The organism is Pseudomonas sp. UV AK001 (assembly GCF_046097675.1).
Taxonomy (GTDB): Bacteria; Pseudomonadota; Gammaproteobacteria; order Pseudomonadales; family Pseudomonadaceae; genus Aquipseudomonas; species Aquipseudomonas kribbensis.
In genome coordinates this window covers 273,884-292,473 of the sequence record NZ_JBJUVZ010000005.1, presented here as the reverse complement: position 1 = coordinate 292,473, position 18,590 = coordinate 273,884, and the positions used below count along the sequence as shown (strand labels likewise).

Genomic DNA, 18,590 nt, shown 5'->3' with positions numbered 1-18,590 from the left:
ATGCATGGTCATGAGCCTGCGGGCTTTTCATTTGAAGAAGTGATCCACCGCCCCGATGAACAAGTACCTCTTGTCCAGCCTCTGTCTGTTCGCCCTGAACAACAGCGCCCATGCCGACAACGCGCAGCTGACGTTGCCCACCGGCACCATCACCGCCCTGGCCAATGACGACCAGACCGTCAGCCTGACCACGCCGACCAGCGCCGGCTCGCGTCTGAACCTCAGCGCCATGGAAACTCCGGCCAGCGTCGAAAGCCTGAGCGGCGAACAGGTCCGCGCCCGTGGTGATCGCAGCGTGCAGGACGCAGTGTCGCGCAGCACCGGCATCAGCCGCACCGGTACGCCGGGCGATGGCGGCACTTCGTTGCAGGCCCGGGGATTCACCGGGCAAAGTTCGGTGATGCAGTTGTATGACGGCAACCGCATGTACACCGGCATGGGCACCGTGACATTCCCGGTCGACACCTGGTCGGTGGAGCGCGTCGACGTGCTGCGCGGTCCGGCCTCGGTGCTGTATGGCGAAGGCGCGACCGGCGCGGTGGTCAACGTGATCCCGAAGAAGCCGTTCGAAGGCGAGATCGAAAACCACGTGCGCGTCGGCTATGGCTCGTTCGACCGCCAGCAGCAGGCGTTCGACAGCGGCGGTTCGCTGACCGACACCCTGAGCTATCGCCTCAACCTCAATCGCCTGCGCAGCAACGGCTGGGTCGATCGCGGCGACTCGTCCAGCGATTTCATCAGCGCCGCCCTGCGCTGGCAGGCCACCGATGATCTGACCTTCACCTTCGCCCACGATTACGGCGATCAACGTCCGCAAAACTACTTCGGCACGCCGTTGATCAACGGCCAGCTGAAGGACAGCCTGCGCAACAAGAACTACAACGTGCGCGACGACAAGCAGCACTACAACGATCAATGGACGCGCCTGACCACGGACTGGCAGATCAACGACGCGGTCAGCGCCAGCAACGAGCTGTACTACCTCAAGGCCCAGCGCCGCTGGCAGAACGCCGAGAACTACAACTTCGACACCGGCAGCCAGCAACTCAGCCGCAGCGGCTACTTCGGTATCGGCCACAAGCAGGAACAGGTCGGTGTCCGTCAGACCTTCACCTTCAAGCATTCGCTGTTCGGCCTCGACAGCCAGACCGTGACCGGCGTTGATTACAACCGCATCCGTTTTCAGCTCGACAGCAACTCGCCGTTCAACGACCTGTTGCCGAACGGCCAGCCGCTGGATCTGTACCACCCGCAAACCGGCTACTTCGAGAGCGCCGATCCGTATCGCGATCAGTTCGACAGCACCACCAGACAGATGTCGGTGTTCGCCGAGAACCGCACGCAACTGAGCGAGCGCTGGTCGCTGGTGACCGGTGTGCGCCGCGATTACGTGCACGTGGATCGCACCAATCTGGTCGACGACAGCCAGAGCGACAAGACCCTGACCGGCAACAACTGGAAGGCCGGTCTGGTGTTCGCGATGACCCAGGACACTTCGTTCTACGGCCAGGTCGCCACCAGCACCGACGGCATCGGCGGCCTGATTTCCCTGAGCCCGAGCCAGCAGCAATACGATTTGTCCACCGCCCGGCAAACCGAGATCGGCCTGAAGCAGCTGTTCTGGGATCAGCGCGGCGAGTTCACCCTGGCGGCGTATCGCATCGTGAAGAAGAAGCTGCTGACCGACGATCCGGGCAACCCGACGCTCAAGCAGCAGGTCGGCCAGCAATCATCGAACGGCCTGGAAGCCAGCCTCGATCTGCAACTGCCGAACGCCTGGCAACTGCAGGCCAACGCCGCCATCGTCAAAGCCAAGTACGACGATTTCGAAGAAGTGGTTGGCGGCGTACCGGTGTCGCGCAATGGCAATCGTCCGGTGGACGTGCCACGCCGCACCGCGAATCTGTGGCTGAGCAAAACCATTACGGATGACGTGAAAGCCGGTGCCGGCGTGCGTTATGTCGATGCGCGCTACGCCGATATGGCCAACCGTAACGAGCTGCCGAGCTACACCGTGGTCGATGCGACGCTGTCGTGGAAAGCCCTGCGCAACACCACGCTGGGCTTGCAGGTGAACAATCTGTTTGACCGGACGTACGCGCAAAGCCAATACAATGAGGGCCAGCAGTGGATTCTGGGTGAGCCTCGTTCGTTCTTTGTCACGGCTGATTACACCTTCTAGAACAGGAACGAAATGACCTCACTGACCCTCACCGATCTCGCCTGGACACCCCTGGGCCACGGCCACTGCCATCACCAGTTCCAGCTGCGTGACGCCTCGCTGCAAGTGGCCGCCGGTGAGTTCGTCGGGCTGATCGGGCCCAATGGCAGCGGCAAGACCAGCCTGTTGCGCTGCGCCTACCGCTTCAGTCAGCCGGAGCACGGTGAGGTAAGATTCGGGCACCACAACGTCTGGAAGCAATCCTCGCGCTGGTGTGCGCAACGCATCGCTGTGGTGCTGCAGGAATTCCCCGATGCTTTCGGCCTGACCGTCGAAGAAGTGGTCGCCATGGGCCGCACGCCGCACAAGGGCCTGTTCGACGGCGACACGCTGGAAGACCGCCACCTCGCCACTCAGGCACTGAAATCGGTAGGCCTCGATGGCTTCGAAGATCACGCGTTCGCCACACTGTCCGGCGGTGAAAAACAGCGGGTGATCCTGGCCCGCGCCCTGACCCAGCAACCGCAACTGCTGATCCTCGATGAGCCGACCAACCACCTCGACCCGCGTTATCAACTGGAGCTGCTGCAACTGGTCAAGCGTTTGCAGATCGGCACCCTGGCGAGCATCCACGACCTGAACCTGGCCGCCGCATTCTGCGATCGCTTGTACGTGATCAATCACGGTCGCATCGTCGCCAGTGGCACCCCGCAAGAAGTGCTCACTGTTGAATTGCTGCGCGACGTGTTCGGCGTCGAAGCATTGATCGATCCACACCCCCTCCACGGCTACCCGCGAATCACCTGGATAACCCGACCATGACTGTGCGCTCCCTGCTTTGCCTTGCTCTGCTGCTGGGCACCACCCACGCCTTCGCCGAGGCCACGAAGTACCCGCTGACGATCCACAGCTGCAACCGCGAAGTGACCTTCAAGGAAGCACCGAAACACGCGGTCAGCCACGACATCAACATGACCCAGATGATGCTCGCCCTCGGCCTCAAGTCGAAGATGGCCGGTTACAGCGGTGTCAGTGGCTGGAAGTCGGTGACGCCGGAAATGCAGTCTCTTCTGGACGGTTTGCCGGAGCTGGCAGCCAAATACCCGTCGGTGGAAACCCTGCTCAACGCCAACGTCGATTTCTTCTTCGCCGGCTGGGATTACGGCATGCGCGTCGGTGGTGATCTCACACCACAAACCCTGCAACCGCTGGGCATCAATGTCTATGAGCTGACCGAATCCTGCGCCTTCGTGATGAAGCGCCCGGCCGCCACGCTGGACGACACCTACAACGACCTGCGCAACCTCGGAAAGATCTTCGACGTGCAGGACCGCGCCGACGCGCTGATCGCCGACATGCAAAATCAGGTCGCGGAAATCCGCAAGGACCTGCCCGCCGAAAAGCCGCGAGTGTTCCTGTACGACAGCGGCGAAGACCGTGCCATGACCTCCGGCCGCCTCGGCATGCCGCAAGCGCTGATCGACGCCGCCGGCGGGCGCAACGTTCTCGATGACGTCGAAGCGAGCTGGACCCGGGTCAACTGGGAAACCGTGGTCGAGCGCAATCCGCAGGTGATCGTGATCGTCGACTACAGCGAAATCACCGCCGAGCAGAAGATTGAATTTTTGCTGAAGAACAAGGCGCTGCAGTCGGTGGACGCGATCAGGAACCAGCGCTTCATCGTCATCCCTTACGTGCAGGCCACGCCGGGGATCGACAACGTGCTGGCGGTTGAAACCCTGGCCAAAGGTTTCCACGGCGAATGATCAATCGTCGCTACGGTTGGCTGCTGATTGCCCTCGGCGCGGTGCTGCTGGTGTCGTGCGTGGTGTCGCTGGGCTTCGGCCCGGCGCGGGTGCCGGTGGACGTGGTGTGGCGGATTCTGCTGCACAAGTTGTTCGGCCTCGGCGTGCCGGACTGGAGCGCCGGCCAGGAGCACATCGTCTGGCTGATCCGCGTGCCGCGCATGTTGCTCGGTGCGCTGGTCGGCGCCGGGCTGGCGTTGATCGGTGCGGTGCTGCAAGCGGTGACGCGCAATCCGCTGGCCGATCCGCACCTGCTCGGCGTCACCTCCGGCGCCACCCTCGGTGCAGTGATCGTGGTGCTGCACGTCGGTGAAATTGTCGGTCTGTTTACCTTGCCGATTGCCGCGTTCATCGGCGCGCTGTCGAGCATGTTTCTGGTGCTGGGCATCGCCAACCGTCAGGGTCGGCTGGACAGTGATCGTCTGCTGTTGTGCGGCGTGGCGGTGTCGTTCGTGATGATGGCGATCGCCAATCTGCTGTTGTTCATGGGCGACCACCGCGCCAGTTCGGCGGTGATGTTCTGGATGCTCGGCGGCCTCGGTCTGGCGCGCTGGGAATTGCTGGCGGTGCCGGCGCTCAGCGTCCTGCTCGGGCTGATTCTGCTGATCGGCATGGCCCGTCCGCTGAACGCTTTGATGGCCGGCGAACAGACCGCCGTCACCCTCGGCCTGAATGCCCGGTCGGTGCGTCTGCGGGTGTTCGTGATCGCTTCGCTGATGACCGGGGTGCTGGTATCGATCAGCGGCTCCATCGGTTTTGTCGGGCTGATGGTGCCGCACATCGCCCGGCGTCTGATCGGTGCAGAACATCGGCGCCTGCTGCCGGTGTGCGTGTTGCTCGGCAGTGTGTTTCTGGTGTGGGTCGATGTCGCCGCGCGCACGTTGATCGCCCCGGAAGACCTGCCCATCGGCGTCGCCACTGCGGCCCTCGGCGGGCTGTTCTTCATCGGCCTGATGCGCCGCCGCTGACACAGCACACCATCAGGGCAGGCAAGATTCAATTCCGATCAGGTATCAGAGTTCATCCCTGCTCCGGACAATGCCCTGGCTTGGCGGCTGCGAGCGCAGGGTTCTCCACATGTTCCCGATGCGCCCGCTCTGCCGCCAGTAATAACCGCTCACCAATACACTTAACTCACCGGTCTGCGCGAGCCTGGAAATGAATTTTCCCGGGCTCAAATGGCTGCGCCACTGACCGCCTGCGAACTGCACCGGGAGCGTCAGCAGCAAAGTCCTTTCCGCCGACGTATAGGTAGGGGTGTACTTGAGCAGCACACCGCCAGGCGTTGAATAATAGAAATTGCGGATTGCGAAGCCTTTCTCCTTCAGTTCGTGAGTATGTGCATAAATCCTGTCCGGCGAAGCGAAATTGGCCTGAACCTTGTCCTCGTCCGCCCCCAACGTCGTGTTGCCCGACAAGTGAAACTGGTGACTGGCCACAAACGTGTATCCGTCCGGGTATCGCGCAGCCGGATAATGCGGATGAGGCGAAGAGGGTTTCGTCGTCGTGCGGAATAACCGCACGAGCGGACTTTCCTGTTCGGCGGTGTAGGCAACAGGTTCAAGCGGAACGAAGCGGCTGGTCACGAACCTTGCAAGAACACCACCCTCATAGCCGGCATCAAACACAGGCTCGGCTGCCGTACGCTCATGGGCATAACGGGCGGCATCGTCGACATCATGGAACACCGGTCCCAGTGCCGGTGCATGATCGCCCCCCCACCTGACATCGATGGGCAGGTCGACCATGCGTGGCTGCCAGTCCTCGCCAACCACGCCGTGGCGTGACCAGATCGTGCCGGTTTCAATGACGGTAAGCGTGCCGGCCCGGATCATGCGCCGAACGTAATCCGCGAAAATGAATGCCCCCCTGGCGATATCACGCTCGTCGTTCGCGGCGTCGGCCATAGACGCAAACGAGTTGGGGCGCAGTTCGATCTGTCCGTAGCGATCGACAAGCACTCCTGGCTCAAACGGACTGAGCTCCAGCTTCAGCAGCGCCCCGTCGACACAGGATAGGTAAACGGGCTTGTAACCCTGGGGAGTTCCAGCCCGAGCACAGGCCTGCTGTACCTCGTTCGGAGATATGAAGAAATGTCTGAAATCATCGTGACGCGCACCCAGCGGCGGGTATGCCGCGCGAACGTAGACAGCGTCCAGCGTAAAGCCACGTTGCAGTTGCCCATGTTCGAAGACCCGATCCAGTGCCATCGACGAACGCTGAACCTCAACAGGCAGACTGGCCACGAATGAATCGTCCGCAGATCGCAAAATGAAGCCGAAGGTCTGTTCACGCCTGCTGACCTCGACTTCATGGACGTATCGGGCAGCAGCATCTGCCTGGAGGAAGAAAGGACTGCAGACCGGCGCGCTCAACGCTTTGGTGTAGTCGGCCGCAGGCAGCAGATCCCCGGAAAACGGAACCCAGCTGTTCACCCGACGAGGCAGCCCCCACAGTTGACTGCCGACGATGACCCGCAGATGGCCAGCTTTGGCCAGGGCATCGATCCATGCAGCGGGTTTAAGCTCGCCGCTGCGAATCAACTGTTTGATTTTTGTTCCGTCGAGACTCGCCGGCACCCTTTTGTAGTCGGTCAGCACCTGCACAATGTCAGCATAGATACCATCCCGGAAACCGGTCCGGTAGCAAATCAGCGAGCCGTCGGGGCTCAACATGTATTCATCCAGCCGGTCCATGGAGGCACGCGTGAACGCCGAATAAAGTGTGTCAACCGACAGCATGTTGAGGTAGATCTGCTTCTCGACCGAGGACAGCACGACGGCTATCCCCCTTGGAACCCGGGATCGATAACGCGCCATCACCGTGCACCCGCCGGGGATTAGTCCTGTGCTTTCGCTTTTTTCCGGGAAGATCTCTGTGACATCGAAATTCTCCCGGGACACCTCGATGGGCAGCGTCGCCACATACAAGCCGTCGAACCGTCTCAGAATCAGGCCACCATGGGGTCTCGTCGCTGAGTGCGGTATCAACGAACGCACATGCACAGCTGCATCGTCAGGGCTTTGAAATACCGGACCGAGGCCGCGACGCTCCAGATTCTTCCAAGGCTCCCAAGACGCATCGACCTGCCCCACCCGGTCCCAACACAGGCTGGTTCGCAAGACGCTGAGCTTACCGCTGTCTGCGACAAGCCGGACAAACGCTTCGGGAAGTAACCTGCCCTGGGCCAGCTTCCATTCGATCATCGTCAGTCGCAGATCGGGCTGATCTCTTTTGAACAAGAGGGCCGTTTTGCTGCGCTCGTATTTCAACAGGGCACCGTCCTGCATCGACATGTACAGCGGGACATTGAGAATCGAGTCGATAACAGGACGGCAGTTGGGATCGTACGTCGCAATGGAAAGGTCTTCCGGCGGGATGAAATGCTGCGACAACCACGCAGCTGGTTTGCTCGAAGGATGCTTGACACGCTGTCGCGAATAAAAAAAAGCATGACGCTCAAACCCTTCCGGTAACTGGTACCAAGGTGGCGTCGCTTGCGAGGCAAACATGCTTCGCAGCTGGAATACGGTGCTCCGGTGCTGGTCGACGGGGAACAACTCCGTGGAGACATATTCCTCGCGGCTCCTGTGCTTGAGGACAAACCCGAACCACGCCCTTTCGGAATCATGCTGGCTGGTGTCACGGGCATGCCTTTCCTCTGCAGCTTCATCCGCCGAAGCACACACTGCCCCGAAGGCGACCTGCTCGGGACGCTTCCACAACCAGGGCACGACGGGCGCATGCCAGGCCGGCGTTATTGGCCCTCTCGTCCCCCAGAGTTCACTGTTGAGCAAGACCGTCAACCGTCCGGCTGACACCTGTTCCCGAATGAAAGCCTCCGGTGTGATGGCTCCGTTGCTCAGCGCCTGTGCCAGCGGTCCCGGACTCTTTTCAGAGCCCAGACGTTTTTCAAAGTCACTGGCCGCCCGGGTTGAAAAAGGCTCGAACCTGACCAGACCATTTTGCCCAGCTGAAACATAGAGCGGGATCTGATCCGCAAAAACCTGTCTGCTTTCTTCGACACTGAGCATTTGCAGACTCATCGCAAGATCCCGTCTTGTCCATTTGCCTGGCTCGGCAGCCTGCGAGACATCTACGTGGAACATGGGAGAACGCACACCGAATGCTCGAAAGGATCGAGCATCGCCATTGATCGGGCTCAAGCTGACTTCCTGCTTTGCCGGATTGCCTGTGCTGACATCCACCGGGTCCAGTTGCGAGAGCGCAACATGGGACACATAACGAGCATGCATAAGATGATCGTCAGGAAAAATGGTACGGCCCTTGTTATCGACAGGATAAAGCGTGCCCCGGCCGAGCACGGCGATATCCCCCTCCAGCGGACCGGTCACCACAAAGCGCTTGCTGTCGGTCTGAAATACATAACCGCAGTACTGCCGGTCACGCCGCTGGTCAATCTGCTCATGGGCATATCGAACGGCATCATCGGCGGATAAAAACGCCTGGCTCAACGTTGGCCACGCAAAGTTCGCAAATGGAGCCCAATTGAGGTCCACCTCTCCAAGGCGCGCCCACAGCGCGCTTCCGCGCAACACCTCCAGACGCCCGGCCAGAATCACTACCGAAACGTACTCACGAGGACGCAATATCCCGCTCTTGATCCTGGCCTGCAGGCCGTTGTCATGCACGGTTCCATCAGACTCCTCGACACTTAACGCCGCTTCGAGCTGACTGCCGCTGAAGGTGTACTTCAACATCGAGGCGTCAATTGCCAGCAGGTACAGCGACAACGCCTGGCCACCTGCGGACAGGTGCTTGCTGCGGGCATTACCCGCAATGGCGAACGCCATCTCCTGCGGCGAGAAAAAGTTTTCGTACAACCAGTGCTGAGTGGGAGGAAACAACGCAGGATCCGGGCGAGAGGCGCAGTAAAAGCCCTCCAGCACATAGCCTTTGGGCAATGTCAGTCGTTTATTTTCACCAACGGGAAACCATGTTGCCGGATCCCAACTCGACAATCCCGCCTGGCGAGCATGGGTTGCTACAAACTGCTTGCCTGTGAGACTCCTGAGTACCAACCCCGACGTCTCGGCAACTCTGGACTTGAGCGCAGCCAGGATGGCTCGTTCTGCTGTCGGGCAAACGCGGGTCATGAGCGGCTGTTCCGTCACGGAGCCTGTGGCAAAAGGACGCCCTGCTTTCCAGTCCGCCGGTACGCGTCCGACGGAATGGCCCCAGTCCGCGTTCGAAACGATGACCTTCAACTCTCCTGCCGTAGCCAGCTTGTTGATGATGCTCATGACGTCATAAGTTCCCACCGGATTACCGACTGGCGAACCGGCCCGGCGCCACAGGAAATAACTGAACTCTTCTTTCGAACCACTGGGCGAGTATTTGAGCAAGGTTCCATCCGGACCGGACAGATAAGCACTGGGGAAAAAGTCACGCTCTGCAACATCGGCCACAAAGTCGATAGCGGAGAAAAAACTGATGAACAGTCGCAGGTGCAATTCATCCACCCCCGGATTTGCCTTGCGCACTTCGTCGTACAGGGGGGGATGGCAATGCAGGTTTGCAACACATCGATACCCTTGCGGATGCACATACTCCCCCTTGGCATCGATCTCGATAATGGTGCCGAAGTCAAAACGGGTGACTTCTCCCGGAATCGGTTGCGTTGCCAGAAAAAGGCCATCCGGTCTGAGCAAAATGACGCTTCCATACTCAACGGTCGGCCTGGCCGGGATTCGGGTATGAGCCCAGTAAGCGGCATCCTCCTGGGCCAGGAAGGCCGGACTCAACTGTGGTAACCGTAATTTCCGAGCGGGACGGGAAGCGCGGCCTGTCTGGCCCGACACATCATTCATGACAAAAATCCTGGGTTGAAGAAGCGGAAAGTCGTGTGAATGAGTGTGGTGGTGCGCGCTCGTCGATACGCAGTACATCTTTATCGTTTATGTATCCATTCCTGTACGTCCTGCGCAGCGGCAGAAGGCACCATTTGTGCGCATGCGCCGTGCATGCGCACCACTGCTCTGCCTGCTTTCAGTGCACTCCCCAGGTGTTCTTTCCCATAGGCACCCTCAGAACAGCGCTTCACCCGACCGGGCACAGCCCTTGCAAAACAGCCTTCAGTCGTTCGCATCTGCCAACCATAAAAAACTTTAACGTTCGTGGAGATCGCACAATGAAGCGTCGCAGTTTGATCAAGGCTTTCACACTCACGGCATCCATTGCCGCGATGGGCATGACCTGGACGGTACAGGCCGCCGAGACCATTAAGGTCGGGATTCTGCATTCGTTGTCCGGCACCATGGCGATCTCCGAAACCTCGCTCAAGGACATGGCGTTGATGACCATCGAGGAGATCAACGCCAAGGGCGGGGTGAACGGCAAAATGCTGGAACCGGTGGTGGTCGACCCGGCGTCGAACTGGCCGCTGTTCGCGGAAAAGGGCCGGCAGCTGCTGACCCAGGACAAGGTCGCTGTGGTGTTCGGCTGCTGGACTTCGGTTTCGCGCAAATCGGTGCTGCCGGTGTTCGAAGAACTCAACGGCCTGTTGTTCTACCCGGTGCAATATGAAGGCGAAGAGATGTCGCCGAACGTGTTCTACACCGGCGCCGCGCCGAACCAGCAGGCGATCCCGGCGGTTGAATACCTGATGAGCGAAGAAGGCGGCGGCGCCAAGCGCTACTTCCTGCTCGGCACCGATTACGTCTACCCGCGCACCACCAACAAGATCCTGCGTTCGTTCCTGCATTCCAAAGGCATAGCGGACAAGGACATTGAAGAGGTCTACACCCCGTTCGGCCACAGCGACTATCAAACCATCGTCGCCAACATCAAAAAGTTCTCGGCCGGCGGCAAGACTGCGGTGATCTCAACCGTGAATGGCGACTCCAACGTGCCGTTCTACAAAGAGCTGGCCAACCAGGGCCTGAAGGCTACCGATGTACCGGTCGTGGCGTTCTCGGTGGGCGAAGAAGAACTGCGCGGCATCGACACCAAACCGCTGGTGGGCAACCTCGCGGCGTGGAACTACTTCGAGTCGGTGGAGAACCCGGTGAACAAGAAGTTCGTCGATGACTGGAAGGCCTACGCGAAGAAACACAACCTGCCGGGCGCCGACAAAGCGGTGACCAACGACCCGATGGAAGCCACTTACGTCGGCATCCACATGTGGGCGCAGGCGGCCGAGAAAGCCAAATCCACCGACGTCGACAAGGTCCGCGAAGCCCTCGGCGGCCAGACTTTCGCTGCGCCGTCCGGCTATACCCTGACCATGGACAAGACCAATCACCACCTGCACAAACCGGTGATGATCGGCGAGATCCAGGCCGACGGTCAGTTCAACGTGGTGTGGCAGACCGAAGGGCCGATTCGTGCACAGCCGTGGAGCCCGTTCATTCCGGGTAACGACAAGAAGCCGGAGTATGCGGTGAAGAGCAACTGAGCCAGCTCTGGAGTGAGGAACGGCTTGAGACCCATCCCCCTCACCCCAGCCCTCTCCCCCAAGGGGGCGAGGTGGAAAGGGAGCAGATCTTCACGTTGCTCAGAACTTGAGTTCGACTCGGTATTGCATGTCGATGTAGTTCGAAACAACAACTCGGTCAGTCCCCTCTCCCTCCGGGAGAGGGCTAGGGTGAGGGCTGGATTTCGCAGTCGGACACCGCTCCATCGGCCACCGCAACACAGGAAGCACCACCCATGCCCACTGCCTTTTACCGCATCATCCTGGCCATCTTGCTACTGCTACCCATGATGACCCACGCCAGCGACGCCGAAGACTTCGTCGCCGCCAATCCGACGCAGCAAGCCAAACTGCTGGAAGCCTGGGCCGCGCAGCCCGACCCGGCCCGTGTCGAACTGATCAACGCCCTGCAACAAGGCGAACTGACCGTCGACGGCCAAACCAAGACCCTGCGCCTGAACAATCGCCTGCGGGGTCTGATCGACACCGCTCTGGCCAGCCACCAATTGCTCGCCGCCGACGCCAAAACCCGTCTGACCGCCGCGCAGCAATTGCAGAAAAGCGCCAAACCGGCGCAGCTGAAATTCCTCGACCGGCAACTGGCTGGTGAACAAGACGAAAGCGTCCACGCCGCCCTGAGCCTGGCACTAGCCAACCTGCAACTGGTCGACACTGACCCGGCGGTGCGTCTCGCGGCCGTGCGTCTGCTCGGTGAAACCGGCGACCCGCTGGCCCGCACTCGCCTCGAAGGCCTGCTCGAACCCGGTGTCGAAACCGACGCCAACGTTCGCACCGCCGCCGAAACCAGCCTCGCCCAAGTCAAACGCAAACTGCTGATCGGCGAACTGCTCGGTCAGGCGTTCAGCGGCATGTCCCTTGGTTCGATTCTGCTGCTTGCCGCACTGGGCCTGGCGATCACCTTCGGCCTGCTGGGGGTGATCAACATGGCCCACGGCGAGATGCTGATGCTCGGCGCCTACTCGACCTACGTCGTGCAGCTGATGTTCCAGCGCTACGCGCCGAATGCCATCGAGTTCTATCCGCTGATCGCGCTGCCGGTAGCGTTCTTCGTTACTGCCGCCATCGGCATGGCCCTGGAGCGCACGGTGATCCGTCATCTCTACGGCCGCCCGTTGGAAACCCTGCTCGCCACCTGGGGCATCAGCCTGATGTTGATTCAACTGGTGCGTCTGGTGTTCGGCGCGCAGAACGTTGAAGTGGCCAACCCGGCGTGGCTGTCCGGCGGGATTCAGGTTTTGCCGAATCTGGTGCTGCCGTACAACCGCATCGTGATCATCGCCTTCGCGTTGTTCGTAGTGGTGCTGACCTGGCTGCTGCTGAACAAGACCCGCCTCGGTCTGAACGTGCGCGCCGTCACCCAGAACCGCAACATGGCTGCCTGCTGCGGCGTGCCCACCGGGCGCGTCGACATGCTCGCCTTCGGCCTCGGCTCGGGCATTGCCGGACTCGGTGGCGTGGCGCTGAGCCAGATCGGCAACGTCGGCCCGGATCTGGGCCAGAGCTACATCATCGACTCGTTCCTGGTGGTGGTGCTCGGTGGCGTCGGGCAACTGGCCGGCAGTGTTTTCGCCGCCTTCGGCCTGGGCATCGCCAACAAGATTCTCGAACCGCAGATCGGTGCGGTGCTCGGCAAGATCCTGATCCTCGCGCTGATCATTCTGTTCATCCAGAAACGTCCGCAAGGCCTCTTCGCACTGAAAGGACGGGTGATCGACTGATGAACCAGCCTCTACTAGTCACGGCCACACAAAAGGCCGGCCCGACAGTCACTGTTGCCATTGGCACCGTAGTCCTCGCGCTACTGATCGCCCTGCCGCTGCTGTCGTTGTTGCCGGCGGACAGCGCGCTGCACGTTTCGGCTTACACCCTGACACTGGTCGGCAAGATTCTCTGCTACGCCATCGTCGCCCTGGCGCTGGATCTGGTCTGGGGTTACGCCGGTCTGTTGTCGCTGGGCCACGGTCTGTTCTTCGCCCTCGGCGGTTATGCGATGGGCATGTACCTGATGCGTCAGGCCGCCGGTGATGGTCTGCCGGCGTTCATGACCTTCCTGTCGTGGACCGAGTTGCCGTGGTACTGGAGCGGTACCGGCAACTTCCTCTGGGCGATGTGTCTGGTGGTGCTGGCGCCGGGGTTGCTGGCGCTGGTGTTCGGCTTCTTCGCCTTCCGTTCGCGGATCAAGGGTGTGTATTTCTCGATCATGACCCAGGCCCTGACCTTCGCCGGGATGCTGCTGTTTTTCCGCAACGAGACCGGCTTCGGCGGTAACAACGGCTTTACCAATTTCCGCACGATCCTCGGTTTCGGCATCACCGAACCGGGTACTCGCGCGGTGCTGTTTCTGGCGACGGTGCTGTTGCTGGTGGCGAGTCTGTTCATCGGCTGGCGGCTGGCCCGCAGCAAGTTCGGCCGGGTGCTGACTGCGTTGCGGGATGCGGAGAATCGCCTGATGTTCTGCGGCTACGACCCACGGGGTTTCAAGCTGTTCGTCTGGGTGTTGAGCGCGGTGTTGTGTGGTCTGGCCGGTGCGTTGTACGTGCCGCAGGTAGGGATCATCAACCCCAGCGAAATGTCGCCGACCAACTCGATCGAAGCCGCCGTGTGGGTAGCCCTTGGCGGGCGCGGCACCCTGATCGGTCCGCTGCTCGGCGCCGGTGTGGTCAACGGCATGAAGAGCTGGTTCACCGTGGCCTTCCCCGAATACTGGCTGTTCTTCCTCGGCGCGCTGTTCATCGTCGTGACGTTGTACCTGCCCAAAGGCGTGATCGGTCTGCTGAAGAAACGAGGTGAATCATGAGAGTCACGGCGAGCGCTGAATTCATGCTGGAACCGGCCTTCTTCCCGCCGCTGGAACCGAACAAGGACGCCGGCACCAGCCGTGATGCCGTTGGTCTCGGCCAGCGCGTGGAGCCTGGGCTGAACACCCGTCACGGCACCATCCTGACCCTGGAAGACATCAGTGTCAGCTTCGACGGTTTCCGGGCGCTGAACGCTCTGAACCTGTACATCGGCGTCGGTGAACTGCGCTGCATCATCGGCCCCAACGGCGCGGGCAAGACCACCCTGATGGACGTGATCACCGGCAAGACCCGGCCGAGCCACGGCAAGGCGTGGTTCGGCGAAACCCTCGACCTGACGCAGATGAGCGAAGTGCAGATCGCCCAGGCCGGCATTGGTCGCAAGTTCCAGAAACCCACGGTGTTCGAAGCGCTGAGCGTGTTCGAGAACCTGGAGCTGGCGCAGAAAACCGACAAGTCGGTTTGGGCCAGTCTGCGGGCGAAGTTGAGCGGCGAGCAGAAAGACCGAATCAGCGAAGTGCTCGACACCGTTCGCCTGACCACCTCGGTCAATCGCCCGGCGGGGCTGCTGTCCCACGGGCAGAAACAGTTTCTGGAGATCGGCATGCTGCTGATGCAGGACCCGCAATTGCTGCTGCTCGACGAACCGGTGGCCGGCATGACCGACGCCGAAACCGAGTTCACCGCCGAGCTGTTCAAGTCGCTCGCCGGCAAGCATTCGCTGATGGTGGTGGAACACGACATGGGCTTCGTCGGCTCGATTGCCGACCACGTCACGGTGCTGCATCAGGGCAGCGTGCTGGCCGAGGGATCGCTGGAACAGGTGCAGGACAACGAGCGCGTGATCGAAGTCTATCTCGGGCGCTGAAGAGGAATTCCAACATGCTGCAAGTCGACAAACTGCACCAGTACTACGGCGGAAGCCACATCCTGCGCGGCCTGAGCTTTGACGTGAAGGTCGGCGAAGTCACCTGCCTGCTCGGGCGCAACGGCGTGGGCAAGACAACGCTGCTCAAATGCCTGATGGGCCTGCTACCGGCCAAGGAAGGCGCGGTGAACTGGGAAGGTAAACCGATCACCACGTACAAGCCGCATCAACGGGTGCACGCCGGGATCGCCTACGTGCCCCAGGGTCGGGAGATCTTCGGCCGGCTGACTGTGGAAGAGAACCTGCTGATGGGCCTGTCGCGTTTCCCCGGCAGCGAAGCCAAGGAGGTTCCGGCGTTCATCTACGAACTGTTCCCGGTGCTGCTGCAAATGAAACAGCGGCGCGGCGGCGACCTGTCCGGCGGCCAGCAACAACAACTCGCCATCGGCCGCGCACTGGCCAGCCGTCCACGGCTGCTGATTCTTGATGAGCCAACCGAGGGCATCCAGCCGTCGGTCATCAAGGAAATCGGCGCGGTGATCAAGAAGCTCGCAGCACGGGGTGACATGGCGATTCTGCTGGTGGAGCAGTTCTACGATTTCGCTGCCGAACTGGCCGATCAATACCTGGTGATGTCCCGGGGCGAGATCGTGCAGCAGGGCCGTGGAGAAAATATGGAAAGCGAGGGTGTGCGCGGACTGGTTACGATCTAACCTGTAGCGTCCTAACGATAATCAGAAAACATGAACTTACCTTTAGCGACTGCCCTGTTTACCCCGAGCTGGCATGCCGAGCTTGAGCTGGCCTATGCCCGCTTCGGCGATTGCACACGTCCTGTCCGTCGTCGACACCTCGGCCCTCTGCGGGTGCAAAAGCATCTGTATGCCGAAGGGCCCGAGGTCTGCCAGCACATCATCGTCCACCCGCCGGGCGGCATTGCCGGCGGCGACCGGCTGAACATCAGCGCCCGCGTCGAACCGGGCGCCTGGGCACAAATCACCAGCCCCGGCGCGGCCAAGTGGTATCGCGCGGCAGGCCCCGCTTATCAATCGCTGAACCTGCATGTCGCCGCCGGCGCGACACTGGAGTGGCTGCCCCAGGAAACCATCGTCTACAGCGCCGCCCAGGCAGAACTCACGACCTCGATCGATCTTGAAGGCGATGCGCGGCTTTTTTACTGGGACGTGGTAGCCCTCGGGCGCCCGGCCAGTGGCGAGCGTTTCGACCTCGGGCATTTCCAGGCCCATCTGGATATTCGCCGCGATGGCCGGCTGCTGTGGCATGAGCGCCAGCGCATCGTCGGCGATGACGGCTTGCTTGATTCGCCGATAGGACTGGACGGCCATCCGGTGTTTGCGACGTTGCTGGTGACCGGTGAAGTCGATGCTGAATTGCTGGAGCGCTGCCGCTCGCTGGGCCATGAAGTGCGCGGGGATCTGACGCAATTGCCCGGTCTTTTGATCGCCCGTTGCCTGGCCAGTGAAGCGTTGCTGGCGCGGGCCTGGCTGATTGAATTGTGGCGCTTGTTGCGGCCGAAATTGATGGGACGCGAGGCAGTACCGCCAAGAATATGGAACACCTGAAAACCAGCCCTCACCCCCCGCCCTCTCCCGGAGGGAGAGGGAGCCTGACCGAGGTGCCTGAAAAGAATTTGTTAACTCAAAAATGTTGCTGACTGAACTGGCCATAACAAACAACTGAGATCAGTCCCCTCTCCCTCGGGAGAGGCTAGGGTGAGGGGGCGGTTCCAACTGACACCCCACTCACCGAAAGAACCACACAAATCTGCCCAAATGGATTTAAAACGATGGACCTGACCCCACGCGAAAAAGACAAGCTGCTGATCTTCACCGCCGGCCTGGTTGCCGAGCGGCGACTGGCCCGCGGCGTGAAGCTCAACTACCCGGAAGCCATGGCCTACATCTCGGCGGCGCTGCTCGAAGGCGCCCGGGACGGCCAGACCGTGGCCGAGCTGATGCATTACGGCACCACCCTGCTGACCCGCGATCAAGTGATGGAAGGCATTCCGGAAATGATCCCGGAGATCCAGGTCGAAGCGACGTTCCCCGACGGCACCAAACTGGTCACCGTCCACCAACCGATCGTCTGAGGCCGCGCCATGACTTACACCATCCGCGATGCCCTGCATGCCGACCTGCCGGCGATCCGCGACATCTACAACGACGCCGTGCTCAATACCACGGCGATCTGGAATGAATCCGCCGTCGATCTGGGTAACCGTCAAGCCTGGTTCAGCGCCCGCCAGGCCCAGGGTTATCCGATCCTGGTGATCGTCGACGCCGACAACACCACCCTCGGCTACGCTTCGTTCGGTGACTGGCGGCCGTTCGACGGTTTCCGTCACACCGTCGAGCATTCGGTCTACGTGCGCAGCGACCAGCGCGGTAACGGCCTCGGCCCGCAATTGATGACCGCGCTGATCGAACGCGCGAAAACCTGTGGCAAGCACGTCATGGTCGCCGCCATCGAAAGCGGCAACGCGGCGTCGATCCGCCTGCACGAGCGCGCCGGTTTCATCACCACCGGGCAGATGCCGCAGGTCGGCACCAAGTTCGGCCGCTGGCTCGACCTGACGTTCATGCAACTGACCCTCAATCCTGGCGCGGAGCCGCCGCCCGCCAACAAGGAGTGACACCGATGAACCCCGCCCAACTGCGACGCGTCAATGCCGAAAGTTTTGCGCACTATCGTCAGGGCCTGATCGAGCTGCTGCTGGACGCTGTGGGTTATGGCGCCAGCGTCGGCTTCATGGCCGATCTCGATGCCGCGCAGGCCCGCGCCTATTTCGATGAAGTGCAGGACAACCTGAACAAGGGCAACGTCTTGCTGTGGGTGGTGGTCAAGGACGAACAGGTGCAGGCCAGCGTGCAACTGGGCCTGTGCCAGAAGGCCAACGGCCTGAACCGTGCCGAAGTGCAGAAACTGCTGGTGCGCGAACAGGCCCGACGTCGCGGCCTCGGCCAGCAGTTGATGGAAGCGCTGGAGCTGACGGCCCGCCAGTACAAGCGCGGCATGCTCTACCTCGACACCGAGGCCGGCTCCCCCGCCGAAGATTTCTACAAGGCCCTGGGTTACACCCGCGCCGGGGAAATCCCCGACTACGCCTGCGACCCGAACGGCACCTATCGCCCGACGGCCCTCTATTACAAAGTCCTGCAAGGAGCGAACTGATGATTCCCGGCGAATACCGGATCCAGCCCGGCGATATCGAACTCAACGTCGGTCGCCGTACGATCAGCCTGAAAGTGGCGAACAGCGGCGACCGGCCGATCCAGGTCGGCTCGCACTATCATTTTTTCGAAACCAACGACGCCCTGACCTTCGACCGCGCCGCCAGCCGTGGCATGCGCCTGAACATTCCGGCGGGCACCGCCGTGCGCTTCGAGCCGGGCCAGAGCCGCGAGGTGGAACTGGTGGATTACGCCGGGCATCGCCGGGTGTTCGGGTTTGCCGGGCGGGTCATGGGTGACCTCTGAATTTA

15 protein-coding genes are annotated in these 18,590 nt (G+C 61.2%); 14 read left to right on the top strand and 1 reads right to left on the bottom strand.

Annotated features, from left to right (window positions below):
• Positions 1-55: 55 nt before the first annotated feature.
• The 4 genes from ACKLNA_RS16725 to ACKLNA_RS16710 are packed head-to-tail and all read left to right on the top strand — an operon-like array spanning position 56 to position 4,934.
• Positions 56-2,182, top strand: a complete 2,127-nt coding sequence (locus ACKLNA_RS16725) for a TonB-dependent receptor (RefSeq protein WP_408986483.1) — start codon at positions 56-58, stop codon at positions 2,180-2,182.
• A 12-nt stretch (positions 2,183-2,194) separates the two neighbouring features.
• Positions 2,195-2,983 carry an ABC transporter ATP-binding protein gene (locus ACKLNA_RS16720; RefSeq protein WP_408986482.1) on the top strand — a complete coding sequence of 263 codons (789 nt, stop codon included), beginning with the start codon at positions 2,195-2,197 and terminating at the stop codon, positions 2,981-2,983.
• The gene (locus ACKLNA_RS16715; protein ID WP_408986481.1) at positions 2,980-3,927 is read left to right on the top strand and encodes an ABC transporter substrate-binding protein; all 948 of its coding nucleotides are present in this window, start codon (positions 2,980-2,982) and stop codon (positions 3,925-3,927) included. Before ACKLNA_RS16720 ends, ACKLNA_RS16715 begins: the two co-directional genes overlap by 4 nt.
• Positions 3,924-4,934, top strand: a complete 1,011-nt coding sequence (locus tag ACKLNA_RS16710; protein ID WP_408986480.1) for a FecCD family ABC transporter permease — start codon at positions 3,924-3,926, stop codon at positions 4,932-4,934. The genes ACKLNA_RS16715 and ACKLNA_RS16710 overlap by 4 nt, the downstream gene beginning before the upstream one ends.
• Before the next feature lie 45 nt (positions 4,935-4,979).
• Here the strand turns inward: ACKLNA_RS16710 and ACKLNA_RS16705 are convergent, their stop codons facing one another.
• Positions 4,980-9,797 carry a DUF4329 domain-containing protein gene (locus tag ACKLNA_RS16705; RefSeq protein WP_408986479.1) on the bottom strand — a complete coding sequence of 1,606 codons (4,818 nt, stop codon included), beginning with the start codon at positions 9,795-9,797 and terminating at the stop codon, positions 4,980-4,982.
• Positions 9,798-10,117: 320 nt separating this feature from the next.
• On the opposite strand from ACKLNA_RS16705, the gene urtA reads away from it, so the two are divergent.
• From urtA to ACKLNA_RS16655, 10 genes are all read left to right on the top strand, one after another.
• Positions 10,118-11,383 (top strand): urea ABC transporter substrate-binding protein, encoded by a 1,266-nt coding sequence (urtA, locus tag ACKLNA_RS16700; RefSeq protein WP_408986478.1) that lies wholly within the window; start codon positions 10,118-10,120, stop codon positions 11,381-11,383.
• Between the two features lie 254 nt (positions 11,384-11,637).
• On the top strand, positions 11,638-13,140 hold the full coding sequence (gene urtB, locus ACKLNA_RS16695; protein ID WP_408986477.1) for an urea ABC transporter permease subunit UrtB: 1,503 nt from the start codon (positions 11,638-11,640) through the stop codon (positions 13,138-13,140).
• A complete protein-coding gene (urtC, locus tag ACKLNA_RS16690) occupies positions 13,140-14,219 on the top strand; it encodes an urea ABC transporter permease subunit UrtC (protein WP_408986476.1) in 1,080 nt (359 codons plus the stop codon). The genes urtB and urtC overlap by 1 nt, the downstream gene beginning before the upstream one ends.
• Positions 14,216-15,088 carry an urea ABC transporter ATP-binding protein UrtD gene (gene urtD / locus ACKLNA_RS16685; protein ID WP_408986475.1) on the top strand — a complete coding sequence of 291 codons (873 nt, stop codon included), beginning with the start codon at positions 14,216-14,218 and terminating at the stop codon, positions 15,086-15,088. Before urtC ends, urtD begins: the two co-directional genes overlap by 4 nt.
• A gap of 14 nt (positions 15,089-15,102) precedes the next feature.
• On the top strand, positions 15,103-15,801 hold the full coding sequence (gene urtE, locus ACKLNA_RS16680) for an urea ABC transporter ATP-binding subunit UrtE (protein ID WP_085711201.1): 699 nt from the start codon (positions 15,103-15,105) through the stop codon (positions 15,799-15,801).
• Between the two features lie 30 nt (positions 15,802-15,831).
• Positions 15,832-16,671 (top strand): urease accessory protein UreD, encoded by an 840-nt coding sequence (locus ACKLNA_RS16675; RefSeq protein WP_408986474.1) that lies wholly within the window; start codon positions 15,832-15,834, stop codon positions 16,669-16,671.
• A gap of 224 nt (positions 16,672-16,895) precedes the next feature.
• The gene (gene ureA, locus ACKLNA_RS16670; protein WP_039766748.1) at positions 16,896-17,198 is read left to right on the top strand and encodes an urease subunit gamma; all 303 of its coding nucleotides are present in this window, start codon (positions 16,896-16,898) and stop codon (positions 17,196-17,198) included.
• A gap of 9 nt (positions 17,199-17,207) precedes the next feature.
• Complete coding sequence (locus tag ACKLNA_RS16665) at positions 17,208-17,741, top strand: GNAT family N-acetyltransferase (RefSeq protein WP_114881247.1); 534 nt, start codon at positions 17,208-17,210, stop codon at positions 17,739-17,741.
• 5 nt (positions 17,742-17,746) lie between these two features.
• Positions 17,747-18,280, top strand: a complete 534-nt coding sequence (locus ACKLNA_RS16660; RefSeq protein ID WP_119429414.1) for a GNAT family N-acetyltransferase — start codon at positions 17,747-17,749, stop codon at positions 18,278-18,280.
• Entirely contained in the window at positions 18,280-18,585 is a 306-nt protein-coding gene (locus tag ACKLNA_RS16655; RefSeq protein ID WP_096819774.1) for an urease subunit beta, read from the top strand. The genes ACKLNA_RS16660 and ACKLNA_RS16655 overlap by 1 nt, the downstream gene beginning before the upstream one ends.
• Positions 18,586-18,590: the final 5 nt, after the last annotated feature.

What these genes read in the sequence shown, in the direction of transcription:
- ACKLNA_RS16660 (WP_119429414.1), top strand. Translation starts at nt 17,747, where the DNA reads ATGAACCCCGCCCAACTGCGACGCGTCAATGCCGAAAGTTTTGCGCAC.
- urtE (WP_085711201.1), top strand. Translation starts at nt 15,103, where the DNA reads ATGCTGCAAGTCGACAAACTGCACCAGTACTACGGCGGAAGCCACATC.
- ACKLNA_RS16715 (WP_408986481.1), top strand. Translation starts at nt 2,980, where the DNA reads ATGACTGTGCGCTCCCTGCTTTGCCTTGCTCTGCTGCTGGGCACCACC.
- ACKLNA_RS16720 (WP_408986482.1), top strand. Translation starts at nt 2,195, where the DNA reads ATGACCTCACTGACCCTCACCGATCTCGCCTGGACACCCCTGGGCCAC.
- urtA (WP_408986478.1), top strand. Translation starts at nt 10,118, where the DNA reads ATGAAGCGTCGCAGTTTGATCAAGGCTTTCACACTCACGGCATCCATT.
- ACKLNA_RS16710 (WP_408986480.1), top strand. Translation starts at nt 3,924, where the DNA reads ATGATCAATCGTCGCTACGGTTGGCTGCTGATTGCCCTCGGCGCGGTG.
- urtB (WP_408986477.1), top strand. Translation starts at nt 11,638, where the DNA reads ATGCCCACTGCCTTTTACCGCATCATCCTGGCCATCTTGCTACTGCTA.
- ureA (WP_039766748.1), top strand. Translation starts at nt 16,896, where the DNA reads ATGGACCTGACCCCACGCGAAAAAGACAAGCTGCTGATCTTCACCGCC.
- ACKLNA_RS16725 (WP_408986483.1), top strand. Translation starts at nt 56, where the DNA reads ATGAACAAGTACCTCTTGTCCAGCCTCTGTCTGTTCGCCCTGAACAAC.
- urtD (WP_408986475.1), top strand. Translation starts at nt 14,216, where the DNA reads ATGAGAGTCACGGCGAGCGCTGAATTCATGCTGGAACCGGCCTTCTTC.
- ACKLNA_RS16675 (WP_408986474.1), top strand. Translation starts at nt 15,832, where the DNA reads ATGAACTTACCTTTAGCGACTGCCCTGTTTACCCCGAGCTGGCATGCC.
- ACKLNA_RS16705 (WP_408986479.1), bottom strand. Translation starts at nt 9,797, where the DNA reads ATGAATGATGTGTCGGGCCAGACAGGCCGCGCTTCCCGTCCCGCTCGG.
- urtC (WP_408986476.1), top strand. Translation starts at nt 13,140, where the DNA reads ATGAACCAGCCTCTACTAGTCACGGCCACACAAAAGGCCGGCCCGACA.
- ACKLNA_RS16665 (WP_114881247.1), top strand. Translation starts at nt 17,208, where the DNA reads ATGACTTACACCATCCGCGATGCCCTGCATGCCGACCTGCCGGCGATC.
- ACKLNA_RS16655 (WP_096819774.1), top strand. Translation starts at nt 18,280, where the DNA reads ATGATTCCCGGCGAATACCGGATCCAGCCCGGCGATATCGAACTCAAC.